Source organism: Paenibacillus mendelii, from assembly GCF_024498075.1.
In the GTDB taxonomy this organism is placed as follows: domain Bacteria; phylum Bacillota; class Bacilli; order Paenibacillales; family Paenibacillaceae; genus Paenibacillus_Z; species Paenibacillus_Z mendelii.
Genome location: NZ_JANHOF010000005.1, coordinates 205131 through 231268, shown reverse-complemented (window position 1 = coordinate 231268; position 26138 = coordinate 205131). Strand labels below are relative to the sequence as shown.

At 50.5% G+C, this 26138-nt stretch carries 23 protein-coding genes; 2 read left to right on the top strand and 21 right to left on the bottom strand.

Annotated features, from left to right (window positions below):
• Nucleotides 1–39: 39 nt before the first annotated feature.
• From NNL21_RS18455 to NNL21_RS18370, 18 genes are all read right to left on the bottom strand, one after another.
• The gene (locus NNL21_RS18455; RefSeq protein ID WP_204818686.1) at nucleotides 40–696 is read right to left on the bottom strand and encodes an RraA family protein; all 657 of its coding nucleotides are present in this window, start codon (nucleotides 694–696) and stop codon (nucleotides 40–42) included.
• 224 nt (nucleotides 697–920) lie between these two features.
• The gene (locus NNL21_RS18450) at nucleotides 921–1547 is read right to left on the bottom strand and encodes a YqaA family protein (protein ID WP_204818685.1); all 627 of its coding nucleotides are present in this window, start codon (nucleotides 1545–1547) and stop codon (nucleotides 921–923) included.
• 354 nt (nucleotides 1548–1901) lie between these two features.
• A complete protein-coding gene (locus NNL21_RS18445; RefSeq protein WP_204818684.1) occupies nucleotides 1902–2816 on the bottom strand; it encodes a fumarylacetoacetate hydrolase family protein in 915 nt (304 codons plus the stop codon).
• Nucleotides 2813–3796: a C-terminal binding protein gene (locus NNL21_RS18440; RefSeq protein ID WP_204818683.1), complete on the bottom strand. Its 984-nt coding sequence runs from the start codon at nucleotides 3794–3796 to the stop codon at nucleotides 2813–2815. The genes NNL21_RS18445 and NNL21_RS18440 overlap by 4 nt, the downstream gene beginning before the upstream one ends.
• A gap of 12 nt (nucleotides 3797–3808) precedes the next feature.
• Complete coding sequence (locus tag NNL21_RS18435) at nucleotides 3809–4570, bottom strand: SDR family NAD(P)-dependent oxidoreductase (RefSeq protein ID WP_204818682.1); 762 nt, start codon at nucleotides 4568–4570, stop codon at nucleotides 3809–3811.
• Nucleotides 4554–6311 (bottom strand): methyl-accepting chemotaxis protein, encoded by a 1758-nt coding sequence (locus tag NNL21_RS18430; protein ID WP_204818681.1) that lies wholly within the window; start codon nucleotides 6309–6311, stop codon nucleotides 4554–4556. The genes NNL21_RS18435 and NNL21_RS18430 overlap by 17 nt, the downstream gene beginning before the upstream one ends.
• A 24-nt stretch (nucleotides 6312–6335) precedes the next feature.
• Nucleotides 6336–7457: a mandelate racemase/muconate lactonizing enzyme family protein gene (locus NNL21_RS18425; protein WP_204818680.1), complete on the bottom strand. Its 1122-nt coding sequence runs from the start codon at nucleotides 7455–7457 to the stop codon at nucleotides 6336–6338.
• 4 nt (nucleotides 7458–7461) lie between these two features.
• Nucleotides 7462–8223: an SDR family NAD(P)-dependent oxidoreductase gene (locus NNL21_RS18420; RefSeq protein WP_204818679.1), complete on the bottom strand. Its 762-nt coding sequence runs from the start codon at nucleotides 8221–8223 to the stop codon at nucleotides 7462–7464.
• A 254-nt stretch (nucleotides 8224–8477) separates the two neighbouring features.
• On the bottom strand, nucleotides 8478–9227 hold the full coding sequence (locus NNL21_RS18415) for an acetoacetate decarboxylase family protein (protein ID WP_204818678.1): 750 nt from the start codon (nucleotides 9225–9227) through the stop codon (nucleotides 8478–8480).
• 49 nt (nucleotides 9228–9276) lie between these two features.
• Nucleotides 9277–10059, bottom strand: a complete 783-nt coding sequence (locus NNL21_RS18410; RefSeq protein ID WP_204818677.1) for an MBL fold metallo-hydrolase — start codon at nucleotides 10057–10059, stop codon at nucleotides 9277–9279.
• 81 nt (nucleotides 10060–10140) lie between these two features.
• The gene (locus NNL21_RS18405) at nucleotides 10141–10452 is read right to left on the bottom strand and encodes an L-rhamnose mutarotase (protein ID WP_204818676.1); all 312 of its coding nucleotides are present in this window, start codon (nucleotides 10450–10452) and stop codon (nucleotides 10141–10143) included.
• Nucleotides 10453–10479: 27 nt separating this feature from the next.
• Entirely contained in the window at nucleotides 10480–11454 is a 975-nt protein-coding gene (locus tag NNL21_RS18400; protein ID WP_204818675.1) for an ABC transporter permease, read from the bottom strand.
• Nucleotides 11455–11456: 2 nt separating this feature from the next.
• Nucleotides 11457–12956 carry a sugar ABC transporter ATP-binding protein gene (locus NNL21_RS18395; protein WP_204818674.1) on the bottom strand — a complete coding sequence of 500 codons (1500 nt, stop codon included), beginning with the start codon at nucleotides 12954–12956 and terminating at the stop codon, nucleotides 11457–11459.
• Between the two features lie 97 nt (nucleotides 12957–13053).
• Entirely contained in the window at nucleotides 13054–14046 is a 993-nt protein-coding gene (locus NNL21_RS18390) for a sugar ABC transporter substrate-binding protein (RefSeq protein ID WP_204818673.1), read from the bottom strand.
• A gap of 453 nt (nucleotides 14047–14499) precedes the next feature.
• The gene (locus NNL21_RS18385) at nucleotides 14500–15258 is read right to left on the bottom strand and encodes an SDR family NAD(P)-dependent oxidoreductase (RefSeq protein WP_204818672.1); all 759 of its coding nucleotides are present in this window, start codon (nucleotides 15256–15258) and stop codon (nucleotides 14500–14502) included.
• A gap of 27 nt (nucleotides 15259–15285) precedes the next feature.
• Complete coding sequence (locus NNL21_RS18380; RefSeq protein ID WP_204818671.1) at nucleotides 15286–15483, bottom strand: tautomerase family protein; 198 nt, start codon at nucleotides 15481–15483, stop codon at nucleotides 15286–15288.
• A 22-nt stretch (nucleotides 15484–15505) separates the two neighbouring features.
• Nucleotides 15506–16537, bottom strand: a complete 1032-nt coding sequence (locus NNL21_RS18375; protein WP_204818670.1) for a LacI family DNA-binding transcriptional regulator — start codon at nucleotides 16535–16537, stop codon at nucleotides 15506–15508.
• Nucleotides 16538–17451: 914 nt separating this feature from the next.
• Complete coding sequence (locus NNL21_RS18370; RefSeq protein ID WP_204818669.1) at nucleotides 17452–18099, bottom strand: NADPH-dependent F420 reductase; 648 nt, start codon at nucleotides 18097–18099, stop codon at nucleotides 17452–17454.
• Between the two features lie 98 nt (nucleotides 18100–18197).
• Here NNL21_RS18370 and NNL21_RS18365 point away from each other — a divergent pair, with 98 nt between their 5' ends.
• Nucleotides 18198–18779 carry a TetR/AcrR family transcriptional regulator gene (locus NNL21_RS18365; protein ID WP_204818668.1) on the top strand — a complete coding sequence of 194 codons (582 nt, stop codon included), beginning with the start codon at nucleotides 18198–18200 and terminating at the stop codon, nucleotides 18777–18779.
• A gap of 104 nt (nucleotides 18780–18883) precedes the next feature.
• Here the strand turns inward: NNL21_RS18365 and NNL21_RS18360 are convergent, their stop codons facing one another.
• Entirely contained in the window at nucleotides 18884–20080 is a 1197-nt protein-coding gene (locus NNL21_RS18360; protein ID WP_204818667.1) for a DegT/DnrJ/EryC1/StrS family aminotransferase, read from the bottom strand.
• A complete protein-coding gene (locus NNL21_RS18355) occupies nucleotides 20073–21389 on the bottom strand; it encodes a neutral/alkaline non-lysosomal ceramidase N-terminal domain-containing protein (protein ID WP_256555344.1) in 1317 nt (438 codons plus the stop codon). The genes NNL21_RS18360 and NNL21_RS18355 overlap by 8 nt, the downstream gene beginning before the upstream one ends.
• A 289-nt stretch (nucleotides 21390–21678) precedes the next feature.
• On the opposite strand from NNL21_RS18355, the gene NNL21_RS18350 reads away from it, so the two are divergent.
• Nucleotides 21679–22566, top strand: a complete 888-nt coding sequence (locus NNL21_RS18350) for an AraC family transcriptional regulator (protein WP_204818665.1) — start codon at nucleotides 21679–21681, stop codon at nucleotides 22564–22566.
• Nucleotides 22567–22687: 121 nt separating this feature from the next.
• Here the strand turns inward: NNL21_RS18350 and NNL21_RS18345 are convergent, their stop codons facing one another.
• Nucleotides 22688–25936 carry an InlB B-repeat-containing protein gene (locus NNL21_RS18345; RefSeq protein ID WP_256555323.1) on the bottom strand — a complete coding sequence of 1083 codons (3249 nt, stop codon included), beginning with the start codon at nucleotides 25934–25936 and terminating at the stop codon, nucleotides 22688–22690.
• Between the last annotated feature and the right edge of the window lie 202 nt (nucleotides 25937–26138).

Here is a 26138-nt window from a genome sequence, read left to right as displayed (position 1 = left end):
CTACTGAGCAATAATGTATGGAGAGGATTACTCCGCTATCTACAGAACGCCGTATTTCTCGTATACATCCTGCAAATATTTGCCATCGAGTAAATCATCCCGGGTGCTGTTTTCGCGATTCACCTTCGTGAATGCCTTCTCTACAACGACATCCAATACAGCATGCGGAATAACAGCGATTCCATCACGATCCGCAAAGATCACATCATTGGGATGGATAGTCACACCACCGCAAGTTACCGTCACATCATAATCAATGACATAGGTACGGCCTTGGGAATCCAGTGGATTCATCCCTTTCGTGAAGACAGGAAAGTTCATATCGATAATCTTCTTGCTGTCGCGGATTAATCCATCAACGATTGCGCCTCTCGCACCTCTTACGGTTGCGGCCGTGGAGAGGAGCTCGCCCCAAATCCCGCTTTTCTCGGAATCATTGGTGCACACAACAACGACTTCATTCTCTTTGATGCTGTCTACAGCTTTAATTTCTTTATCGTATGGATTGCCATGAACCTCACTAACATCGACCGCATGTATCGTTTTTGCGCGACCCGTAATGACCCAGTTGTTCTCAAGAGGTACAATTCCCGATTTCAATGATTGATTCCGGTAACCGACTTCATCCAGTGCATCGCAAATCGCTGCTGTGTAGAGCTCCTTGGTCATTCTGTCAAACAGTTCCTTCTCGTTCATTTGTCGAAACCCCCTGCTGGTTTTTTTTAAAGTTTAATGGCATCGTAGCACAGGTTTGATTATCTATCAAGAAAATAATTTCATATTCAGAAAACATTATGATTGTTAGAATTTTGTTTCCGCCCTTTTTTTGGGCAAAACAAAAAGACCGTCAGGCTTTAACCTGACGGTCATAAGGCATCCTGGAGCTAGCCGAATGTTGTCCCCATCGAATGATAGATAGGTCAGATCGGTCTGTCCAGATCAGCTTCCCGCGCTTCGATCTTGCTTGGCTTCTCCTGAGCTTCCGCTTTCTTCTTCCTGTATCTCTTTCTTATCAGCAGGAATAGAACGAGGACCGGCACCGCGATAACAAAAATGTACATGGAGACGTCCTTAACCATGCCTTCCGCCGCTCTGCCATAGTAATAGAATAAGAGGCCGACTACATAGAACTTGACTGCCCTGCCTACCGCGGCATAGCCAATCAGCCGCCATAGAGGGAATTTCATGCAGCCTGACATGATGGTGAACACTTTGAACGGAATCGGCGTGAACGCCCCGATCAATATCGCCGCTTCCCCATTCTTTTGAAACATTTTCGTAGCGGAGTCGACCCATGATTTTTTGAGAATCTTGTAGAGGATGGAATTTCCCACATACTTGCCAATCAAGTAACCGAACGGAGTTCCCAGCAAGCATCCGATGTAGCCAACGGTAGCAAGCCACAAGGCATTCGAAGGGTGGGCCATACTTAGAGGTACTTGGAGAAAGAATGCCGGAATCGGCATGATAATTGCATCAAAGAACGAATGGATAAATAGTCCCCATGCGCCAAAGTCCATCAGAAAATCCAAAAGGTCTTGAATCATTATGCAAACCCCTATCCCTGCAATTTCTATTTATGCATGCCTGGCTGCGCCCGCGAACCGAATTATCGCGTCCCCTGCAGAGTCCTGAGTAAAGCTAATCTCTTATAATACGACATAGGGGTACCAAATGGTTTCAAGAAATTCGCCTTTTTTATCTGGCGACAGCCTGGTGTAACGTATTTCTAGTCATTTTGTCCCCCTTTTACTGATCAATCTTTTTTATTATCTCACTTTCTATGTACGTATTGCTATACCGCTTGTATTAATTTGCAAAAAAAAGAAAAATTAAAGAAGGATTATCCTTCCCGCATATATGCGTCAAAGGATAACCCTCCATAGGTAATACGATTATGCTTAGGCTTCTTCTACCATTCGATTCGTTAATTGGCCCAGCTTCTCAATTTCAATGGTCACCGTATCGCCTGGCTGCAGATAGTTCTGCTTGTCCGGCGGATAACCCATCACAACGCCCTCAGGCGTACCCGTCAGAATAATGTCCCCCGGTTCCAGTGTCATGTGCTGAGAGATATAGCTGACGATTTCATCGCACTTAAAGATCATATCCGACGTATTGGAATTCTGCCTCACTTCGCCGTTGACCGTACTGGAGATCTTCAAATCATTCGGATTGCCGACTTCATCGGAGGTCACCAGGTACGGACCAAGCGGGCTAAACCGGTCGCATGACTTGCCGAGCAGCCACTGCTGAGTGCGTAATTGCAAATCCCTCGCGGATAAATCATTGACATTGCAATAACCGAATACATGCCCCAGCGCCTCGTCCTTGCTTACGTACTTGGCCCTCTTGCCTATAACGATTACTAATTCCGCCTCATAGTCTACTTTCTGCGATACGCGCGGAAGCGGAATGTCATCCCCATGGCCGGCAAGCGTGTTATTAAATTTGTTGAACAGGATCGGGTATTCAGGGATCGGCGCATTCGTCTCTTCCGCGTGCTTCTGATAGTTCAGGCCAACGCAGATGATCTTGTTCGGATGCGTCACACAGGGACCCAGGTTAAGACCGGACTCATCCTGAAACAGCACGGCACCGATCTCCGGCTCCTGCTCAAGTACCTGCTCGGTCAGCCGCTCCAGGGATTCAATCGCTTCGGAACCGCCTGCTATGACGTCATGGATGTTGCACGGAATCGGAGTGCCGGCCAAATTGAGCCAATTAGCTGCCGCTGTCACATGAAGAACGCCGCGGCCTTCTACACGTATGCCTAGGAGCAGCGAATCCTTCTCGTAAAAGGTTAATAATTTCATCGGCTTCCTCCTTGTCCGCCACTTGGACGATTAACTTGTGAGGCTAATGGCAGCCCTTGCGCTAACCGGACTACCTCTTCCGCCGCCTGGGTTTGCAAGGTTATCAATGCCGAATCGGAGTAATATGCCGCATGCGGCGTTAGAATGAGGTTGTCGCAGCTGCGCAGCGGATGATCATTCTGCAGCGGCTCCTGCTCGAATACATCAATGGCCGCGCCGCCAATCGTTCCTTCATTCAAAGCGGTAGCGAGCGCCTCCGTATCAATCAAGCCACCTCGGGATGTGTTGACGAGCAGCGCTCCGGATTTCATCTGGGACAATGTAGTCGCATTGATCAGATGCTTCGTATCCTCCGTCAGCGGAGAATGCAGGGAGATGGCATCCGCCTTCGACAGAAGCTCCTCCAACGTTGCCGCCTTGTGAACACCAAGCTGCTCAGCTTTATCTGCGCTCATATACGGATCATAGATCAGGATTTGGAAGCCGAACGGCCGGATACGCTCGGCAACACGCGCTCCGATTCGTCCGAATCCAATCAAGCCGACAACGGAATCCGCGAACCGGGGCATCGGTTTGGCCACCTTCTCCACGTTCCATTCACCGCTTCGGACGGAACGATCGAATGCGACGACCTTCCTAAGACCGGACAGCAGCAGGGCACATGTATGATCGGCTACCTCGTCCAGGCAATAGGAGGGCACGTTGCATACTGCAATCCCCGCTCCATCGGCAGCGGGTATATATACATTATCGTACCCGATGCCATAACGAACGATAAGCCTGCATGATGTCCATGCTTCGATTACTCGGCGGGTTACGGGCGCGAACTGTACGAGAACCGCATCTGCTCCTTTTCCCGCTTCTATCATCTCTTCTTCCGTTCTGCAATTGAATCTTTCAACGGTCAAGCCGGCTGCCGACAGAACCGCACGTTCCGGCTCGTCGCTGACGAAATTGCTATCCGTGATGACAATTCTCATCGGTACCACCCTTTACTGTAAGTTAACGAACATCCCGCCATCGACCAAGAGGCTGGAGCCCGTCACGAAATACGACTCCTCGCACGCGAAGAATAGATAAGCTTCCACCAGATCCTCCGGCTGTCCAAGACGTCTGACAGGAGTCCGGTTAATGAAATATTCGCGCTTCGCCGCGTCCGACAGATCTTCACGGTTGATGTCCGTTTCGATCGCACCGGGAAGAACGGCATTGCATGTAATCCCATGCGGCCCAAGGGCAACCGCCATGCTCTTCATCATATTCTCGATCGCTGCCTTCGTCGGGCAGTAATGAACTTGCATGGCCCCGCCCACCCATGCTCCAATCGAGCTCGTCGATACGATTCGCCCTTGAATGCCTCTCTCAACCATATGCTTGGCAACGGCCTGTGAGCAGAGGAAGGTTCCCTTCTGATTCACATCCGTCACCCGCTCCCACAGTTCAAGAGGCATCGTAAGAAACTCATGGAAAGGGCAAATGCCCGCATTATTCACTAGAATATCGACTTGCCCGAATCGGGCGACCGCCGCATCCACCATAGCGTTCACTTGTGCAGCGTCCGATACGTCGCACACGACGTAGATCGCCTCTCCGCCTGCAGCTTGAATCTCGTCAACGACCTGGCTCCCGGCTTCTGCCGGTTCGTTCGAAGCCACAACCACTTTCGCTCCTTGTTTAGCAAAGCCGAGTGCAATCGCCCGGCCGATTCCACGGGAAGCCCCGGTAATAATAGCTGTCTTATGATTTAGTCTCATCGCTATTCACCTCATCTTCGATGATGTTGGTCTTAAACCGTTCCATCTTGTCAAACAGCACCTCGAATTCGGCAGCCAAATGCTGAACGGATGCATTCACATCGTTCATGGATAACGATTGGCCATCGGCAATATGGACGAACTCGCCCATTCCTTCCGACGTTTCCTTGGAGAATTGACCGATGCGTTCCATCGCCTGATTCATCTGGGTACCACCGGCAGCCAGCTCTTCCAGCGTAGCCGAAACATGCTGCAGGCTGTCGTTCATTTTAAGAATGGAATGACTAATCGTATAGAATTGATTGCCTGCCAGCTCCACCTTGTGAATACCCGCTTCTACCTCTACATTCTCTTCCGTCATCGACTTGTGCAGGCCATCGATATCCTGCGAAATCGCGCCAATGTAAGCATTCACCTCGTCAGAAGCGGTCCTCGTCTGCTGGGCCAGCTTGCTTACCTCTTGGGCAATGACCATGAAGCCCTTGCCATGCTCTCCGCTTCTGGCCGCTTCGATCGAAGCATTGAGAGCAAGAATATGGGTTTGCTTCATTAGGCCTTCAATGCTGCGCATCACATTGCCGATTTTCGCCGAAGCGTTCTTCACCGTCCCGATCTCATCAAGCGATCGGTGTACGCGGTCTCTGATGCTGCCCATCGAACGAATCGCTTCATCCACAACGGTTCTTCCCTCATGCACGCTGCTCTCCGAATCGGAGGATTGTTCCGATATGGCGTTTACGCCTTCGGTGACTTCCATTAATCCAGTTAACATCTCATGAATGACGACCACATCCTGCTGCACCTGCGCATACATCGCCATCGTCTCTTGCGAAGCTGCCGTCAGCCCGCTGCGCATCGCATGTGCGGCATCGCCCGTCACCTCGGCAGAATGCCGAATTTCATCCGCATGATTGCTTAACACGCCGATCATACGTTTCGTCTGCGCGACAAGATCATGCAAATTGCTGCGCATCCGTTCAAAGGATGTGAGCAGCTGCCCCATCTCGTCCTTTCGGGTTGTCGTCACGGATTCCGTCATCATACCGTCCGCTACCAGACTAAAGTGCCTGAGCAGCTCGCGAACGGGACGTCTGATACTCGTTGTCATCAGCCAGCCGAGAAAGCCGGATATGAGCAGAGAGGCAATCAGACTAATAATGGATATTCGAATCGCTTCTTTGTACATGCCATTCGAATTTTCGAACGAGAGCGCCGCCTCATCCTCGTTCAGTTTAATGAACGAAGCGAAATAACGATCAATCCCTTCGGCCTTCACTACGATCTGGCTCTCGTAGTTCCAGACCGCCTTATCCTGCTGACCGGCCTTAATCTGCTCAATAACCTGATCCATAGCCGGCGTATAGCTGGTCCAGACGAAGCCGAAGACCTCCAGCTCCTTCTTCGCTTTGTCCGAGAGCTGCTTCTGCCCAAGCGAGACCAGCAGCTCATCGATCGAATTCCGGTATTCGGCAATGCTTTCGAGCATGGCAGCCTTCTCTTCGACTGCCTTGTTCTGATAGACATAGCTGCCAAGATGAGCAATCATTTTATGAAAGTTAGCCGATACGGCGCCGATTTCATTCATACTCTTCATCCGGTTATCGAACACGTCAGCGAAATTGTCGTTCATCCGTTCCATCTGCTTCATCCCGAACAGACTATTGCCAAGCAGAATAAGGAAAATAAGCAGGAAGCAGAAGCAGAATTTAGCAAAAAGATTAAGATTAGCGAACCATCTCATAAGAGCTCCTCAAAGTGGGAATAGTTACATAAACCGAACTTTTCTTACAGCTTCCTCGTCCACTTCAATGCCAAGCCCCGGCGCCTCCAGCGGATATACCCAACCGTCCTTCTGGGTAATCGGTTCTTTGACCAGCTCATTCTGCATTGGATTCGGCATCGGCTTGAGCTCCAGCAGCAAGCAATGCGGGGAAGAAATCGATAGATGAAGGCTTGCCGCACTCGTAATGGCCGTGCTCCAGGCATGTGCATTGAATTTTCTTTTCTCTGCGCCGACAAGCTGAATGATTTTGTGGAAGGCTGTAATGCCTTCTACACGTGCAGGATCAATCCCCACGACATCAACGATGCCGGTTTTCAACAACCGGTGGTACCCATCGACCGTCCACTCCCGCTCGCCTGTCGCAATCAGCATTGTCGTGGCCGCTCTCAACTCCCGGTGAGCTTCAATGTTGCTCGGATGGAACGGCTCTTCGATCCACCAGACGCCGTATTCTTCGAATGCTCTGGTCATGCGGATCGCATGTCCGACATCCCACTTGACGCTGTTGCCCACATCAACGATGAATCCTTTATCCGGACCGATCCGATCGCGAACGGCTTTCACATAGGCCAAATCATAGGCTGCTTCCTGGCCTAGACGAGCTTTCCCTTTCTTACCGAAACCAACCTTAACCGATTGGAAGCCTTCATCCATATAGGCCGCAATCTCGTCGGCATTCTCCTCATGCGTCTCGTGCTTCACGTGAATGCTGGCACATGCCGGCAGCCGGTCGCGCTGTTTGCCGCCAAGCAGGCGATAGAGGGGAACGCCCAGCAGCTTGCCTTTGATATCCCATAATGCCATGTCCAGCGCACTGATGGCGAAAGAGGCAATTCCACCCTCGCCGTACCACCAGACATGATCCTTCATCGCTTGCCAGTTCGCCTCCGTATCAAGCGCATCCTTACCGATCAGCAGCGGGGACAGCCCTTCAACAACGGCAATGACTGCCTTGACCGCTTCCGGCCACATGGCGATCCCTTCGCCCCAGCCGACGGTCCCGTCTTCGGTTTCAACTCTGACTAGCATGGTATGCCGGATGTTGTTATTATCGTTAGGCTCCGGGCAGCGAATGCCCATCGCTTCAATCTTCAGGATTTTCATTGGATCACCTCATGTACAGGCCGCCGTTGACATCCAACGTCGCCCCGGTAATGTGACTCGTGCTGCGATCCGACATGAACAGAATGGCTTGAACGACGTCACCGGTTTGCCCTACACGGCGGGTTGGCGTCGATGCGACAATCCGTTCCATCGTGGCTTTCGGGAAATCAGCGATCATTACCGTATCGAAAGGACCCGGGGCCACTGTATTCACGCAGATGCCGAATGGAGACAAGGCATTCGCGAAGGATTTCGTAACCGCAAGCATACCGGCCTTAGCCGCTGCGTATGGCGGCGTCGCGATCGCTCCGCCTGTGTGGGCGCCAACCGAGCTCACGTTCACGATGCGGCCGTAGCCATGCTCCTTCATCGAAGCGGCAATCGCCTGGGTAGCGAAGAACGCGCTCTTCATATTGACATCGACAACATCGTCCCAGATGGCTTCGGTGACTTCACTATAGGAAGCGGTTGGACATATGCCTGCAGCATTAATAAGAATATCGGCCTTGCCTTCCTTTTGAATCACTCGTTCAACCCAATCCTGCAGCTCTTTAACGCTGCGGACATCGACCACTTCCGCCTCGTAGGAGCCTCTATGCGATACTGCGCTCATCGTGTCGCGCATCTGCTTGATGTTCGTCTCGCTCCAGTCGCACACATAAACCTTAGCGCCGGCTTCGGTATAGGCATGTGACAGATCGATACCAAGCCCTCCGGCTCCGCCTGTTATCAATACTACTTGTCCTTCAAAATCCCATTTCGTCATGGTTATTCTCCTTCTCTCATCCGGTTGTGGTTTGTAGAATTCCAGTGAATATGATGGCTGCGCATGCGGTAACGTCTTTCGTTCGCTGTTGTACCCCGAATTTTTAGAATTTTGTTTACTTTATCGGATAAATTCGGGGTACAAAGGCGAACTAAAAGCTTTTCGCCAGAAAAGCTTACTTCGGAAGCATAAGCTGCGCTTCTACAGACCGTTTCCGCCTGCTCCGCCACTTCATCACCGGACTTCTAGGCTTCTTACTTCAAGTAGTCGTGGATGACTTCGCCCATTGGCAGCGAGAAGTCGCATACCCAGAAGAATCCGTCCATCATTTCCAATACAGGAAGCTTGTACACAGGTGCTTGAGCGTTCGGACGAATTTCCATTGTAGCAGGCCCGCGCCAGCATTCATGGACAACCATTTCGGAGAACGTGCGCGCCGTAATTTGGTGGATCGCCGGCGTTCCATCGATGTTAGGGATGATTTTCAAATTTATGTTTTTCGTAAACGGAATGATCTCCTGCATCTCATCCAAACTTGATTTGCGCTGCTTGTACGCCATTGTGCTCGTGAGGACGTCGATCCCGTTGCGTTCTACCTTGCCGACAATTAAGTCCTCGACGAAGGAAATCGAAGGATTGCCGCTTTTCTTCGGCTGGCCATAAACTTCTCTGCCCGCTGCAATCGCGCCGTCACTGCCCAAGTACAGATAAGGTGAATACGCGCCGCAAATGTCAGTCCCCTTCAATCGCACCTGAACCTGTACGGCTGATTCATAATAGTTGCCGAACCATTCCGCATCATTCATATGATAATAATGGACGACGACCAGATCACTGGCCGATTCCAGCGGATCAGGAACGATTCTCTCGATGCAGGCCGGATCCGTCCGGTATATAACGGTAAGAATTTCGTTGTTCCGGAAACGCACCGGGAAACGCGGAATCAACGGATTGTCAATCGGTGTGCTGTAGGCGGACTTAACGTCCTGTTGGCTAATAGTCATTTAGAATTCCCCCTGTCCTGATGTGTGCAGCTATAAAAGTTGGCTGGAATTAAACAACTTTTCCTGCGGGATGACGCTCAAATACTTCCGGGTCGTAGATCGGCAAAATGGTGCCGTTAATATTACGAATCCGCTCATAGCTGCGGAAAGTTTCTTCCAAGCTCTCATGAATGCCCAGCGGTATGTTCTGCTCGATGTTCCGGTATTTGAAGAAGCAATCGGAGACGATGACAGACCCTATCTCCGTATCGATGACGTACGCCATGCTGCTCCGGTGATGGCTGCCCGTGAAGAAGGAACGAATCCCCGGCAGCACCTCTTGTTCCTCGTCTTCCAAGAGCACGATGCGATCGAATGCCTCATTCATCACATATTGAAAGATAGGATCTGCCATATAAATATGCTTCGGCAGCCGCTGCGCATAGGGCTCCGGTGCCAGGAAATCTACCCAGCCCCTGCGGCTGACAACGATCTTGGCATTAGGGAATAGATCCAAGTTGCCCGTAGCATAGGTAGTAAGCGGTGTAACCAGCACATAATCGACATCCTCGGGCTTCACGCCGTACTTGGCCAGCGCGGTAACAGGTCGCTCGTCTTCACTTACTTGCAAAGCGTGATTCGGATGAACATGCTCAACCCAGAAATCACTCAACGCCTCATAGTCGGCGGGCGGTCCGCTGTTGATCAGAATCGTCTTGCCGTTTCCTCTGATAAGCACCATGGCAAAAATAATCGGTTCCCACTCAGCCAGACGCGACACGTCCATCCAGTTGATTTCAATCGTCGGTACCTGTGTTCGACCGAGCTGTATAATATCGATCTGATAAGACATTTGTATTTCCTCCTTGTCGGCTGAGTTTTGAAGAGGTGAATAACTTGTTGGGTCAGTCTCAGACTCCGGGCTTCCTCTCTGCTAAGCGAGGTAGAAGACCTCGTTATCAATCACTTCTACAATAACGCCGTTCTCATCCGTTTCCATCAGGTCATACATCGAAACCTGCCAGCGTTGGTTCGCAGGATCATTGCCCAGCTCCGCCATTGCTTTGTCGTAATCGTCGACAACCATGTACGCGTACAGCTCCGTACCTTTCATGAAGATGCTGTAATGCGATACGCCGACGCGTTTCAGCGAAGCCAGCAGATCCGGGAATACCGCTTCATGCCGCTTCACATATTCCTGCTCGCAGCCCGGCTTGCATGCCATCTTAAAAAAGTGTCTCGCCACCTCGATCACTCCATTCGATTATAGTTCTTACTTCTTGCGCAGCCCTTGCAGCTGATCGATCGCTACAGCAGCCAACAGAACGCCGCCACGCGCTACTTCCTGCCAGTACGAAGATACATTAAGCAGAACAAGTCCGTTATTGACCGTCCCCATGATAATGACGCCCAGCAAGGTACCGATAATCGTTCCTTTACCGCCTGTCAATGATGTGCCGCCCAAGATAACAGCAGCAATAACGCTCAGCTCAATGCCTGTTGCCGCTTGCGGCGCACCAGCAGCCAGCTGCGAAGTGAGAATGAGACCGCCCAGAGCGGATGCCGCTCCACATAGTACATAGATAATCATTTGGTTGCGGCGTACCGGGATGGCAGCAAGACGGCTGGCCACCTCGTTCCCGCCGATCGCATAGATCGTACGTCCGAACACCGTGCGAGTCATCACGATATGAGCAATGATGAAGCAGATGATCATCAGGATGAGCGGGAATGGAATGCCTAGCAGGTAGCCGCGTCCTAGAAATTTGAAGCTGTCGCTCGACATGCTGCTCGTTAGGCCGCCGCTCAATACGAATGACAATCCCCGCGCAATCGACATCGTTCCCAGCGTCGTAATCAGCGGATTGATTTTCAGATAGGTAATTAAGAAGCCGTTCAGCAGACCCATTACGATACCGAGCAGCATGCCGCAAATGACGGCCACCGTAACGGAGTTCGTCCAGCTGTACACCTGTACCGTAACGACACCTGTTAAAGCGACTACCGAGCCGACTGATAAGTCAATGCCGCCCGATACGATGACTTTCGTCATCACGACCGCAATGATGCCCATAATGGCCGTCGCCAGACCGATGTTCAGAAAGTTCTGAACGCTTAAGAAATAGGGGGACATGAAGGAGAAGAAGACGACCAGCGCCAAATAAAGAACGAGCAGCCCCATGCCCTGTTTCATATTGAATTTCATTGATTTCTCGCCCTGCTTCACTTTCGTCGTTGTACCGAGCATTGTTAGTGTCCCCCCATAGCAGCCGCCAGTAATGTTTCTTCCGTAAAGCGGCCATCTTCAAACTCGTGCGTAAGCTGACCTTCCTTCATCAGCAGAACCCGATCGCAGATGGTCTGCAGCTCATACAGATCGGAGCTGATGACGATCACGGAAAGGCCTTCGTCACGGAAGCTTTGCAGCACTTCATAGATATCCGCTCTCGCCCCAACGTCCACGCCCATCGTAGGATCACAGAGGATCAGAACATCCATTCTCTCCATGAGCCAACGCGACAGGATGACTTTCTGCTGATTGCCTCCGCTTAAGAAGCGGATTTGCCGGTCGATCCCGCCCGACAGTTTAATTTTCAAACGGTCCACCCATTGATTGACCGTATCGATTTCACGCTCTTTTTGAAAAAAGCCCCAGCGGGATACCCGGTTCATGCATGACAACGTCAAATTGTCCTTCACCGACATGTCCAGCACCAAGCCGGCTACTTTCCGGTCCGGCGGCACATAGGCAATTTTCGCTTTCTTTGCATCCATCGTCGATTTAAGCTTCAACGCTTGTCCGTTTAGCTTGATTTCACCTGAATCAATCGCTTGCTCTCCGAAGAGCGCCTTGCCGAGCTCCTCTTTACCGGAACCAAGTAATCCGTAAACTCCAACAATCTCACCTTTGTAGCTTGTAAACGATACGTTATTGAGCATGCCCGCGCGAGTGATCTGCTTCGCTTCCAGGACCGGTACGCGCATTCCGCCGGTTGTCCCTTTAACAAAATTCTGCTTGACCGCCTTACCGACCATCATCCCTACGATTTGTTCCGTCGTATAATCTTGAACCTGGCCTTCTCCTGCTTTCTCCCCGTCGCGCATGACCATGAGATCATCGCAAATTTCAGTCACCTCGTCCAAGTGGTGGGAGATATATATAATGGAGACGCCCTGAGATTTCAGCCCCCTGATCACTCGGAACAGATTATCTACTTCTTTGGCCGTTAGCGCAGCCGTCGGCTCGTCCATCACGAGCACCTTGGCTTCCTTGGACAACGCTTTGGCGATTTCGACAAGCTGCTTATCCGCAATGCTGAGGTTGCCGATCAATTCATCCGGCGCAAACCGGCAGCCCAGCAGATCCAGCAGCCGCTGCGTATCTTGGCGAAGCTTCTTCCAATCCACGAACCATCTGTTCTTGCGAGGCAAATGTCCGACATAGATGTTCTCCATCACCGATGTATGCGGGACATAATTCAGCTCCTGGTAAATGACTCGAATGCCAAGCTTAGCCGCATCGGATGGCGTTTGTAAGCTAACCTGCACGCCATCGAGGAAGATTTCCCCCGCATCCTTGCTGTAGTCGCCGTTCAGGATCTTGATCATGGTCGACTTGCCGGCACCATTCTCTCCAAGTAAAGCGAGCACACGGCCTGCATCCAAATGGAGCGTAACATCCTTCAGTACCTGCACGCCGGAGAACGCTTTTGCAATGTGGCTCATCTTCAAGCGATTTCCCTCTAACATTCCGCACCCTCCTTCTCTGTACGCTAATCATGTCGTATCCATACCGGAATGAGGTGGAGGGCCGTGACGGCCCTCCAAATAACCGATGATGAATGATTTACGGATACAGCTTCTTCAAGTTCTCTTTGCTTACGAATTCATGCTCCATCAAGATTTCCGAGCCAACATCTTTGCCCGCCAGAATGTCGAGTGCAGCAGGAATGATGTACTCGCCGTATTTCTCAGGGAAATAACCCGTCGATCCGAGGAATGGCGTTTTTTCGTTCGCTAGCTCTTCGCGGCCGCGTTGATCGGCTCCTTGGCCTACGATCATCGCATGATCCATACGGTTTGCTGCTTCCAGCGCCGCCTTGGCGCCTAGCGCCGTATCATCATTAATCGACAGGATGGCAATATGCTTCGCGTCCGGAATCGTTGTCAATACGTCAGTCATCAAACGTTTTGCTTCTTCCAGCGTGTTTTTGCTGTCCAGACGAATGATGTCGCTGTCCTTGATGTCCGTAATGACGGATTTCAAACCGTCCAATTGACCTTGCATCCGCTTAGCAGGCACATCGCCGGATTGCGGAAGCTCAAGCATGATGACTTTATCGATTTTGCCTTCCCACTGCGCTTTGGCTTGGTTGCCCAGGTATTCACCGGCCAGGAAACCGGCTTTGCTGTTGTTCGCGCCGAAGAATACGGCTCCCGGCATCGGAATATCGATTGCGATGACCTTGATGTTATTTTCATTGAATTTGTCCATGATCACTTCGCCGAACTTTTCGTCGGATTGGAATTCAATGACAAAGTCAACCTTTTGCGTGATGAAGTTCTCTGCATTGGCAAGCGCTGTTGCACCATCTGTTTTGTTATCTGCGATGACCAGCTCGATGCCCTTCTCTTTCGCGACCTTCTCGATCCCTTTGCGCACGTCTACGAAGAACGGAGCGTTCTCGGTCAGGTTAGCAAAGCCGATTTTGTATTTCTTCTCTCCGCCGGCCGAATCGCCGTTTCCGCTATCCGGTGTATCCTTTGTACCGCAAGCGGATAATACTACCGATAGAATTAACATTAGTGTGACTGCGAGCCCCGCCCATTTTTTCTTCATGTAAGCCCATCTCCTCTACTGTTGCAAAAGTGGATGCATCGGTGTTTCTCTAGAAGTTCGGTGAACAGCATTTTGCCTGCGGCCGGTCTGGGTTTCCACTCGCTGTTGCAGCCGGAATTTCTGGAATGTATAAACTCGTGAATCAGTTTAATTCCGGCTGCAAAGGCGAACTAAAAGCTTTTCGCCAGAAAAGCTTACTTCGGAAGCATAAGCTTCGCTGTTTCAACTCCAGACCGATCCTCCGGCAGCATCGTTAAACGAACTTCCAGAAACTTGTAATTGAGCATGCTTCGTAACGTCGACCAGACTACCCCTTGTCATGAACAAACAGCTGTAATGTTGCTTACACCACCTCCTATAAAGAATGGAAAGCAGCAAACTTAAATTCAACGCATTTGCATCTTTTTGACATGATGCCGCTTCCACAGGAGTGAAAGAAAATCACCGCAGCGGTTAGAGCTGTGCCAGATGACCGCCGTCGACCAGAATCGTGGCGCCCGTAACATAGCTCGCTTCATCGGAAGCGAAGAACACGGCTGCTCCTCCGCAGTCCTGCGGTTTGCCAAGGCGCTTCATCGGAATCTTCTCATGGTAGCGGTCCAAGTTGCCCGGCTCGTTAAAGAAATCGGTATTAATATCCGTCAGGATCGTGCCCGGCGCGATATTGTTTACGGTGATTCCGTATTCGGCGAGCTCGATTGCCATTCCCTTGGCGAGGAGGTCTTGTCCGCCCTTAGCGGCGCAATAATGCGTCTGTGTCGCATTCGATTGGAAGGAGCCGATTGAGGTTACGTTAATGATCCGGCCGCCATTGCCCTGGGACACCATCTGCTTCGCAACCTGCTGGCTGCAGTAGAACGTTCCCGTAAGATCGACGCCGATGGTCCGTTCCCAGGCTTCCTTGGTAAGCTCCAGAAACGGCATAAACCAACAGATCCCGGCATTGTTGACCAGAATGTCGATACCGCCCAGCGCGTCGACCGTTCCCTTCACAAGCTGGTCAATGCTGTCATAGCTTCCGACGTCGCCTTGTACGGCAACTCCCTTACCGCCGAATGCCTCAACCGCCCGCACGACCTCTAAAGCGCTTTCTTTTTCCTTGTAATAATTAATGGCGACATCGGCTCCCTCAGCCGCAAGCGCTTCCACAATGGCTCTGCCAATTCCTCTGGACCCTCCGGTAACTAGGGCGCGTTTTCCTTTCAATCGCATGTCGAATCCTCCTTGTTGTGTGAGCCGCTAGTTTGTTTTGTCTGTACGGTCGGACAGCATGACGCCTCCGCGAGCTACCCGCTCTTCATCCGTCTCGTAGAAATGAATCGTAATCCATTCGGGATCAACACCTGTTTCGCGTACGATCACCTCTGTAATGCCTTGGGCGATCTTCTTTCTGGATTCAATGCTTCTCGTCTTCATGGTGACGGCTATAGCTGGCATATTGGGCCCTCCTTGTGCAAAGTTATGAAATGGGTGAACAGGAATCGCGTATAACGAGCTCGGTCGGAATAATCGTGGATACAGCATCCAAATTCGAGCTTCCGCTTTCCTCCTGTTTGATGCGCTGCAGCATCAAATGCGCGATTTGATTCCCGATCTGGATTAACGGACGCTTCACAACCGTAATCGCAGGGTTTAGCAGCCTTGTGAAATCCGAATCCTCGAATCCGATCACCGACAGCTCGCTTGGAATGTCCAGCTTCAATTCACGTACCGTCTCGATGCAGCCGACGAGCAGCTGGTTGCTGCCGGCAATAACCGCCGTAATACCCGAATCGTGAATCAGTTCCTTTAATGCGGCGCTGCCATATTCAACAGTGAAATCGCCGCGTTTCATTAATTCCGGCTGAACCGGCAAATCATTAAGCTTGAGCGCATCTACATAACCGCGAATACTTTCCCGGGCAGGGCGGATATCGCTGTCGCTTGTCATGAATCCAATCTTCGTATGACCGAGAGAAATCAAGTATTCAGTCGCCTGTCTAATTCCGTTATAGTAATCGGAGAGGACGGCATTGGCCTGTACGCCTTGAATTTCACGGTCAAGCAGGAAGTAAGGGATTCTTTCTTCCTTCAGTTGACCTGCAAATCCGCTGTCCATTTCTTGCGGAAGCGACAGAATCATACCGTCGAATTTGCGTTCCTCGAAGGCTTCAATTAGTTTCTCTTTCACCTTATCGTTGCCCGTGTTATATAGGATCAGATGATAATCCTGCTCCTCGAGCACTTGATGAATGCCCTTGGCTATGGTCGAGAAGGCAACATTGGAAATATCCGTTACGAAAAAAGCAATCGCATTCGTTCGTTGAGTCCGCAGGCTTCTGGCAACGCTGCTTCGTTTATAACCGAGCTCAGCTATGCTTTTCTCCACCTGAAGCTTAACGGCATGGCTTGCTTCCGCTGAACCGTTCAATACTCTCGATACGGTTCCAACGCCCACACCTGCGTGCTTGGCGACATCTTTTATAGTGATCTTCTTCCGATCCTTCTCCATGGCGAACATCCTTACCTTGATATTTATGGAATATGCATTGATGAACTCTTACGAATCGGAATCGATTCCACAGTTATATATTTACCATGTGCATAAATCATGTGTCAACAAGTTTTTATGAGAAATTCCTCTGGAAAAATGTTACTTTCTATCTATATTCGTCATTATTCGACATTGTAGTGTTCCTAAGTATTAAATATATCGTCAATGTCAGTTCGGAATCGTTTCCGAAATTCTTAAATTTTGCTGTTCGTTCTTGAATTGATCTTTCATGTTAATATTTTCATTTCAGCCATGGTTTTATGGAAGAAAATATAACGTGTGCATTTCGCGCCAAGACCGGCTTGCTCCTCCCGTTCGAACATGAACCAAGTGTCCACTCCACGGTGACATAAAAAGAATTATTGATTCGGCTTTAAAGGCAGACAGGCAAGCAGACAACGGATTTTTCGTTATTTAAGCGGTTCGGGTCACATCGTTCTATAAGGGCCAATGGAACAGGACGCAGCGGGAAAATGACTCCGACAGCACATAGAGCCATATCCACTCCCCAAGCCCTCTCTTAGAGCGCTCTAAGTTACATGTTATTTTTTCTTACACAAAATCTGCTCCTAACCCACTTTCTTTACTTGTTTATTTCTATATATAAAACATCTGCAACATACATAGATTGACCCGGCAATTCGAGAGTCTTCCTCACCCTTTCGAAGGCTTAATCGGCAGCGCTCAGATCGATTCGGTTTGGTTATGACAATCGGAGGAAGGCTATGCGGAGATTAAGGCGATCCTCCGTGTATCACATGATCCGTCTCTTCCAGTGACCGAGACAAACCTGACTGAGCTGAACTAAAGGCGTTACAAGCAAGGGCGGTCTGAGAAGATTCCTCAGGCCGCCCTCTTGTTATTCAACCGTTCTAGCGAACAATTTTGAAGTTGAAATTCATGTGGCCCACATTCACGAATACTCGGGACGACAGAGCCAGCAGCATCTCGGTACCGCGCGCTGAAGTGATGTCACCCAAATCGAGCACACTCTCCCATCCAAACCATTCCTTCAAATATCCGGTTACTTTATTCTTGGCATCTGCATCATTCCCGCTTATGAATAGATCATGCTTCCCGTCCGCTAGACGATGAGGATCAACCATCAGAGCAGAAGATACGGTATTCAAGGTTTTCACCACTTTGATTGCGGGGAAGGCGCGTTGAATCTGTTCGCCCAGCGAATCGGTGTTTGCGACGGCCAAGCTTAGTTCACCGTTAGAAAAATCAAGAGGAAGCGCAGCATCGATTAATATTTTTCCTTGCAGCGCTTCATGGCCTGCAGCATGCAAAGCTTCAAGTGAGGCCGTTCCCGGAGTTGCATTGAAAACAATTTCGCCATAGGATGCAGCCTCTTGCAGCGAACCTACGCTTGCATGCTCATTCTGTCCGAATTGCCCGAGCCATTCATTCAGCTTCTCCGGGCTTCTTGCTCCCAATTTGACCTCGTGTCCAAGCTTAACGAGTGAACGGCCCAACGTTTGCGCAACATTCCCCGAACCGATAAAACCAATCTTCATCCTCTTCCGCCTCCTCAATATACATACAGGTCTGTATACTTACATTGACAGTATATATACCGATCTGTATAATGTCAACCAGAAGAGGTGAGATTTTCATGCGTATATCGGCCGAAAAGAAATCAGCTGCACGCGAGCAGCTGCTGGTTACCGCGAGCACATTATTTTTTCAAAAAGGGTTCCACGCTGTCGGTGTCGATTCGATTGTAGCCGAATCCGGTATCACGAAGATGACGATGTACAAGCATTTTCCTTCCAAGGATCATCTTATAGTTGCGATCCTGGAGCGATCCGACGAGTTATACTGGGAATGGTTCGAGAATACGGTCGATGGAATATCCGATCCCAAGCAGCAGCTCCTCGCTATATTTGAAGCCGTTGCCAAGCAGCATTCATCCTCTCCGCAGTCGACTTTCTGCCTTTATCAAGCCGTTGCTGTCGAATTCCCATTTCCTGATCATGTCGCCAATATGTCGGCCGTCCATCATAAGCAATCGATCCTGAAGCGCCTGGAATCTCTATGTGAGCAAGCCGGATTGAAGTCACCCCGGTTTCTTGCCCGCCAGCTGTTCGTGCTGCTGGAAGGGTTCTGTATGTCGTCCCGGTTTATCGGAGCTGACAGCCCCGCGGCAGAAGTTGTCAATGCGGCAGCCACATTGATCGAGGCGCATCGCCAATGAATAAACTATTTAACACGCAACAGATCCAGTGAAGGTTCCATAACCCTCACTGGATCTGCTTTGATTATTAGAGATGAACCAAACTACTTGCAGCAGCCTATTAGCTACTGATAGGATTGAATGACCTTCTCGATTCCGGCCGCGATATCTTCGATGTCGCTTTCTGAACCAAGCAATACATTCTGGTAGAGCCACAACACTTCCTTGTCCGCTGCCCGTTCCGCTGCCGGGCAGCTATAGCGACGCTCTACACCGAGCAGCTCCCGGGTTCTGTTAATAATTGCAGCGTTGGCATTTAGCGGCACGTATCCATCCGTGACGGGAATCCCCTCGGCATTGAGCTTGCGGATAAAATCTGCTTTGTCTACCTGATCCGTAATCCCGCGATCCAGCTTGAATAAATAGAGGTGATTAGCATGCCGAGTGATTCGGCTGTCATACGCAACGGTTCGGATGCCTTCCATGGCACTCAGCCGATCATTCAATTGCTTCGCTCGCTGCTCACGGATGGCCATCTGATCCTCGAGCCTGGTAAGCTGGGCAACCGCCAGCGCAGCCTGTATTTCGCTGAAGCGGAAGTTCCAGCCGACGATGTCATGCTGATACCACTTGCCGTTTCCTACGCGTCCGCAATTATGCAGCGACCAGGCATGATCGGCCAGCGCTTCATTATTGCTTAGAATGACGCCGCCTTCTCCGCAATTCAGGTTTTTGCTCGACTGCAGGCTGAACGTACCCAAGTCTCCGATCGCGCCAACGCCGCGTTCTTCCCACCGGGCTCCCACGGCCTGCGCCGCATCTTCAATTAGAACAAGACCGTGCCTATCCGAGATTTCCTTTAACTTGGTCATATTGGCCGGAGCACCTGCCAGATGAACGGCGATAATCGCCTTTGTCGAGGATGTGATCGCAGCTTCCACCCTCTCGGGGTCCAGCAGCATGGATTCATCAACATCCGCAAATACGGGAATCGCTCCGATCAATAAGGCAGCGGTGGCTGTCGCAATAAACGTATACGGAGGCATAATAACCTCATCCCCTGCATCCACTCCTCCAGCCAGAAGAGCGATGCTAAGCGCGATTGTTCCGTTGTTGACGGAGATGGCATAGCGTGCATCATGAAGCGCGGCGAATTTTTCTTCAAATTGCCTTATTTTATCAGGACTGACTCCGCCCCAATTACCCGAGCGAACGGCCTCCAGCACTAATTTCTCTTCCAATTCACCGAATATAGGCCATTCCGCGAAAGGCTGCGTTCTCACCGGACTGCCGCCATCTGTCGCCAAATGAGGCTTATTCATCTGCATGTTCACCTCCATTAGGGCTTGCGAATAACTTCTTGAGCATACGAAGCACCTTCTCTTCCACGTTTTCATCGAAGGGTGCCGGGTTTCCAAAATAAGGGACGGAATCATGCGGTTCATAGCCGCCCTCTTCCAGCTGCTTCGCAGTCGTCACATACCCGATCATTCCATTACTGTAAGCGAGGGGGATTAAGCCCACGCCAAGACTTTTCATAAACAGACCGTAGCTAACGACCATCTCCGCATTCATAGCCGCCAAAGTCAAGTTCTTCGCGACTCGGAACCGCGTAACCTCGAATGGAGCATATGCCTTCAGCAGATCGGGATTCTTCAGATAACGGGAGGCGAGCAACCTCCAGGGCGATTGTTCGACTTCCTCTGCGGCAAGCCTCATGAGCTCATCCTTGTCAGGAAGGCGGGCAAACGGGAGCTTATCCACGACCTGCGCGGCATCGAACGGGGCGTACGCCTGCTTGTGAAGACCGTCAGCCAGTAGAGCCAGAACGGCTTCGGCCAGCACTTCCCCCAGCTTCGAGATTGCCGTATCCCCATCAAAACCCGCGTTCTTACTTCCATATGGATTGATATCGCCGCAGCAGCCCTGCAGGTACGCGCATACCGTCTCGTCGTGCTGCATCCGCTGCTCCAGCACATCCATTGCATGTCCGCAGAACTCGGATGAGACGGCATTGGCATCCGTAAGCGTCGGGTGACAGGTATAATGAACGAGCAGCGCCTTATGACGCCCCTGATTCGTTGCGAATACGATCGCATTCACTTCGTTGTCCACCAGCCCCTGCGAATTGCGTCCGAGGATGATTTGCCCCTGCCTGAGCTCCCTGCGGTTGACTCCGATCTCGCAGGAACCCGTCCCCCTGTAAACCGTTACGGGCTCGATATTCCTTATTGCCAGATCAATGCTGTCCATCAATGAACGCTCCAGGCCGGCCAAATAAGCTTGGTCGGGAACGCCCAATCCGATGGTCTGCTCCGAGACCGAAGGTCCGGAATGCGTATGCGTGGCATGCAGGATGGTGCGCTCAGCCGGGATCCCGTATCGCTCTTGAATTTGCGAGCGCAGCTTGCGAACGCTTTCATTGGACCAGAACAGAAGATCCGCCGACAGAAGCAATGCCCGATCAATGGAACCGTCTGCCGCGGTCTGCTCAAAAACGAAGGTGCGCACGAACAAACGGCTTGCGATCCGTTCGAACACCCGATTGCCGCGGGAGGCGAATCCCGACAGTGGAACCGGGTGACCGGGGGTAATGTCGACTTTAGTTGTTCCCAAACGCAGCTGAACCATCAATCCGACCCCTCCTCAATAATGTTGCGATATTCGCTGCACTCCACCCTGCGATCCGGACAGCCGCCGCGGGAGCGATCATGACGAGTATCGCGGATCGTAGTTCGAGCAGCGCAGTTCAGTGATTGTGAATAACCCGCTTTGCTGCCTTTCATCCTTGATCATAATGCCCTCGGCAATTGGAGTTCGGCCATTTTTTCAAGAAACATGACAGATTTTGCGCATTGAAATAGTGCTGGAAGTTTCCCCTGCATCATAGTACTATCGTTCATGAAGGGAGGTCCGTCTCATGACCGTTTATCCGGAGTATATGGATTCACTCAGCTTTGCCAACATCAATAAAGGACAAATCCCCTTCTACTGTTTGTTTAATACTATTCAGAACATACCGCTGCATTACCATGATTTTGTTGAGCTTTCCTATGTAATCGAGGGCTATGGAACGGAAATCTTAAACGGGGTTCCTTATGCGTTGAAGCCGGGGTCTGTCAGCTTTCTGCTCCCGCATCATCTGCACGAATTTCACAGCAGCCCGGATACCCCTCTTCAGGTTTACTGCTGCATGTTCGATATTAACCTGATTTTTGAATCGCAGACGGATAGTGAGCTTGGCCAGCTTCTTCTGCAAGTTGGCGACAGACTCCCTTCCCATAAGGATCTCGATGACCATGAATCGGCCAGCATGAAGCAGGCCTGTTCGCATATATACCGGGAATACCGGAATTCCGAAATTGGCCGTAACAGTTCGATTCGCTCAAAACTGATCGAAGCGCTGTTGATCTATGTTCGCTCACACGCCGCTCCCTCATCGATTGATGCCGACCCCCGGCCTTCATCTTTGAAATCCGACGACTGGAAAATCATTCAATATGTGCATGCCCACTATCTGGACAATATCGCGCAGGAAAACTTATCTGCTATTTTTAACGTAAGTCCCGCTTCGATCAGCCGTTTGTTCAATAAGCACCTGGGCCGCAGCTTCACGGATTATATCCACACCCTGCGAATCCGAAGAGCCTCTACGCTTCTTCTAATGACTCCTATGACCATCTCCGAAATTTCGTTCGACGTCGGCTTCGAATCCTTTCGCACCTTTTCCCGTGTTTTTAAAGAAATCAAGCATATGACTCCGCGCGATTACCGTCAGGCCTTTTCGCAGGCGCCTAAGGATAAATGAGATTAAAATACACCCCCTAGATTTTCACCGGATAAACCAAAGGTTTATTCCAATGTCAGTTCTAAGGGGTGCTGTTCTTCGCACGGAAATAGGCTGGTTTAGAGGCTGGTTAATGCCCCTTTTAAATCAAATCCGATTTCTGAAGAAGCTTCTGAATAATAACTGCAACCTCGGCTCTTGTCATATTTGCCTTCGGAGCGAGGCGGGTATTATTTCTTCCTGAAACGATCCCTGACTGTATGCTGTCAGCGACACTCCTCTTGGCCCATTCGGATACATCGGACGCGTCCACGAGCGGATTCAGAAATGTTTCAATCGATGCTTCGGTCAATTTCATCTGCAAACCAGTAATCTTCATTGCTTTGGCGATGATCAACATGGCTTGCTCGCGAGTAATCTTATCCAGCGGCCGAAACGTTCCATCTCCGTATCCGGTGATCAAGCCATAAGAATAGGCTGTTTGAATCGCGTCGCTATACCAATCCGAGCTCTTCACATCGGCGAATATTGCCGGTCCGCTCCCCAACTTCAACCCTAATCCGCGAATGACGATCGCTGCGAACTCCGCTCGTGTAATATCTTGATTCGGGTTGAACAGGTTATCCCCGATGCCGCTTATGATCATTCGCGATCCCATATCATTCACTGCGGCTTTCGCCCAATGTTGGGCAACATCCGTGAACTCGAGCGGGTGCCACACAACCGCGTAGGTGCTGTTAGTCAAGCTGTTTAACTGAGCGTAATACTTGCTTTCATGAAATTCGACTTTGGTCGGTACATGACGAGCAGCCCCGTCTTGCTCCACAACTAGCCCGGTCGTGATTTTATTCGGATCTACGCCATCCGGAATGACAACTGAACGCTGGACATACGCATTGTATCCGGACACTTCCATTGAACGGTCTCCATAAGTTGCTGTAACCGTAAAGTTGAGCGGCGGAACAATAACGGTGAAATTGCCATTAGATGCGGAATACTCCACGATCTTCATGGTTTCCATTGTCGATGCTGCGATTTCAATTTGTACGCTAATATCCTGCAAATCCGTATTTGCCCCAAATTGAGCGGCTATGGCCTGAATATTAATCTGCTGAGCTGGCAGTGTGTAGCTGCCGTTCTCTGTTTGAAGGACGACAGTCGCCAGACCTTTCTCAAGGCTGTTGAGCATAAGGCCGTTCAGTTTCCCAATCACAACATCCGAGTTGGCGGTGAACGGAATCGTGATAACTGCGCCTCGGCCTTCATTCTTGAGTCTTTCTTCTAACTTGCCCTGATTCAGGGTAATGGTGGTCACTGTCTGACCGTTCACCTTGGTTGTGTTTGCCGTTCCCAGCCTCTCCACCTTACCGTTGACAAGTACATCAACACCTGTCGAGTTGGACTCCGTTACGGTTGGGTTCGTGATCGCCGGCATGAAGGGAACGATATTCCATCGCGCATACAAAGTAACATTCGTATTGCTTATCCCGAGGATATCTGATGCGGCATAGTTGGTGCCGTTCCCGTCAGATTGCGTGTTCCACCCTGCAAAACTGAAGCCAGACCTTGTTAATGAATGGGTATTGCCGATTACCGTAACCACGTCACCCGATTCATACTCCATAGAGTCAATCGGTACGCTGCCGCCCGTGCTGCCATTGCCGTTATACGTAACGTGATATACCGCTGTCCACTTCGCATACAGCGTGATGCCGTTAACCGGCACCGTATCGGCGCTGAAATTCCATTCATTCGCCAAAGCAGCTTCCTTGTACCAGCCTGCGAAGGCGTAGCCGATTTGCGTCGGCGCAGCCGGAGCCAGAATCTGCGTGCCGTAGTCCGCCGCTATGGCATCCACCACGCTGCCTCCGGTGCTATCGAAGCTCACCGTATACTCATTCGCCTCATATTGCGCCGTTACGGTCAACGCGGAAGTAATGTTCGCGAACCCTACATCCCAGCCGGTGAACGTGTAGCCCGCCCGCGCCGGATTCGCCGGAGCCGTTGCGCCGCTTCCATGATTCACTGTCTCGGACTTCAGCGTGGTGTTATCCCAATCCTTGAACGTGACTGTGTAGGTGTTGATCATCCACTTCGCATACAGCGTAATGCCGTTAACCGGCACCGTGTCGGCGCTGAAATTCCATTCATTCGTCAAAGCGGCTTCCTTGTACCAGCCTGCGAAGGCGTAGCCGATTTGCGTCGGCGCAGCCGGAGCCAGAATCTGCGTGCCGTAGTCCGCCGCTATGGCATCCACCACGCTGCCTCCGGTGCTATCGAAGCTCACCGTATACTCATTCGCCTCATATTGCGCCGTTACGGTCAACGCGGAAGTAATGTTCGCGAACCCTACATCCCAGCCGGTAAACGTGTAGCCCGCCCGCGCCGGATTCTCCGGAGCCGTTGCGCCGCTTCCATGATTCACTGTCTCGGACTTCAGCGTGGTGTTATTCCAGTCCTTGAACGTGACCGTGTAGGTGTTGACAAGCGTTGTAAAATCCCCGTTACTGACCGTACTCGTATTAGTGCTGTTATCCCTTGCAACAATATAATAATAATATTGTGTTCCAGCAGTAAGTCCGGTTATAGTGAAACTTTTGGCTGTGCCCGCTATTGCTGCTCCATTACCAGACTTGACAGCAGCCGCTCCCGTTTGATTCTGACCTGCTATAACTTGTTCCCTTGAAGGAATCGTCGAGCTCGTCGTAATGACGTAATACATCGTGGCCTCTTCGCTGCTCGTGGCACTTACGGTTGCGGCAGATTGGGTTATGCTGCTGCTTCCAACGTCAGAGAGATCCGGTGCCGTGGTGTCAGGTAAAACCGCGTCAGCAATGACAATATCATTAATTGAAACATAGGAATCGGATGTCCCTGAATTTCTATAAATCCTGACTTCGTCAATGTTATCGAATGTCGAGGTCAATATTGATGAATGATTCAGGGCAATATAATTGTCAACCAAATTCCCGGAAAATGTACCCTTTCCTTTCGATATACCATTATCAAAAACTTCGATGGCGTACTGATCGCCGTCGTAGAAGCCCCAATCCAAAAAATTGACCGAGCTTAACTTAAAGTTTGATCCATCGGCAGATTTTATAGCCAGCCCATAAGAAGGTGGTGTCGTTCCATCTTCCTCCCCCCACATAACTAAGGGCGGATATCCCGGCCAGTTCTGATCTGTGCCGTCATAGTAATACATTTTCCCATGACTAAGCATTGCTCCTGTGTTATCGATTCCAAACACTTGTATCGTAATGCCAGGAATATCCGTTGAACCGCCTTCACCATCTGTGGCAATGTTGTCAGGACCAAATACATCTCCCGTCGGCCCACTGAATGTAATCGTGCCTCCCGCTGCATATACGCGATCTCCAACCAGATTCATAGAGAGACTGCCAGAAATAATTACAATAAAACTCAGTAAAATCAAAAGTAACCTCTTCATTGATTGCCTTGAAATACGAATAGGAATCATCCCTCTCATGTGTTAAAAATCCATATCAATCAAGCTTCTCTAGCAATGCTCCCCTCATCCGAAACAAATTAGCGCTACAAATTTTATCGCAAAATTTTACCAGTAATAAAAT

Coding starts and splice junctions, on each gene's coding strand:
- NNL21_RS18455 (WP_204818686.1), bottom strand. CDS start 696: ATGAACGAGAAGGAACTGTTTGACAGAATGACCAAGGAGCTCTACACA.
- NNL21_RS18450 (WP_204818685.1), bottom strand. CDS start 1,547: ATGATTCAAGACCTTTTGGATTTTCTGATGGACTTTGGCGCATGGGGA.
- NNL21_RS18445 (WP_204818684.1), bottom strand. CDS start 2,816: ATGAAATTATTAACCTTTTACGAGAAGGATTCGCTGCTCCTAGGCATA.
- NNL21_RS18440 (WP_204818683.1), bottom strand. CDS start 3,796: ATGAGAATTGTCATCACGGATAGCAATTTCGTCAGCGACGAGCCGGAA.
- NNL21_RS18435 (WP_204818682.1), bottom strand. CDS start 4,570: ATGAGACTAAATCATAAGACAGCTATTATTACCGGGGCTTCCCGTGGA.
- NNL21_RS18430 (WP_204818681.1), bottom strand. CDS start 6,311: ATGAGATGGTTCGCTAATCTTAATCTTTTTGCTAAATTCTGCTTCTGC.
- NNL21_RS18425 (WP_204818680.1), bottom strand. CDS start 7,457: ATGAAAATCCTGAAGATTGAAGCGATGGGCATTCGCTGCCCGGAGCCT.
- NNL21_RS18420 (WP_204818679.1), bottom strand. CDS start 8,223: ATGACGAAATGGGATTTTGAAGGACAAGTAGTATTGATAACAGGCGGA.
- NNL21_RS18415 (WP_204818678.1), bottom strand. CDS start 9,227: ATGACTATTAGCCAACAGGACGTTAAGTCCGCCTACAGCACACCGATT.
- NNL21_RS18410 (WP_204818677.1), bottom strand. CDS start 10,059: ATGTCTTATCAGATCGATATTATACAGCTCGGTCGAACACAGGTACCG.
- NNL21_RS18400 (WP_204818675.1), bottom strand. CDS start 11,454: ATGCTCGGTACAACGACGAAAGTGAAGCAGGGCGAGAAATCAATGAAA.
- NNL21_RS18395 (WP_204818674.1), bottom strand. CDS start 12,956: ATGTTAGAGGGAAATCGCTTGAAGATGAGCCACATTGCAAAAGCGTTC.
- NNL21_RS18390 (WP_204818673.1), bottom strand. CDS start 14,046: ATGAAGAAAAAATGGGCGGGGCTCGCAGTCACACTAATGTTAATTCTA.
- NNL21_RS18385 (WP_204818672.1), bottom strand. CDS start 15,258: ATGCGATTGAAAGGAAAACGCGCCCTAGTTACCGGAGGGTCCAGAGGA.
- NNL21_RS18380 (WP_204818671.1), bottom strand. CDS start 15,483: ATGCCAGCTATAGCCGTCACCATGAAGACGAGAAGCATTGAATCCAGA.
- NNL21_RS18375 (WP_204818670.1), bottom strand. CDS start 16,537: ATGGAGAAGGATCGGAAGAAGATCACTATAAAAGATGTCGCCAAGCAC.
- NNL21_RS18370 (WP_204818669.1), bottom strand. CDS start 18,099: ATGAAGATTGGTTTTATCGGTTCGGGGAATGTTGCGCAAACGTTGGGC.
- NNL21_RS18365 (WP_204818668.1), top strand. CDS start 18,198: ATGCGTATATCGGCCGAAAAGAAATCAGCTGCACGCGAGCAGCTGCTG.
- NNL21_RS18360 (WP_204818667.1), bottom strand. CDS start 20,080: ATGAATAAGCCTCATTTGGCGACAGATGGCGGCAGTCCGGTGAGAACG.
- NNL21_RS18355 (WP_256555344.1), bottom strand. CDS start 21,389: ATGGTTCAGCTGCGTTTGGGAACAACTAAAGTCGACATTACCCCCGGT.
- NNL21_RS18350 (WP_204818665.1), top strand. CDS start 21,679: ATGACCGTTTATCCGGAGTATATGGATTCACTCAGCTTTGCCAACATC.
- NNL21_RS18345 (WP_256555323.1), bottom strand. CDS start 25,936: ATGAATCTGGTTGGAGATCGCGTATATGCAGCGGGAGGCACGATTACA.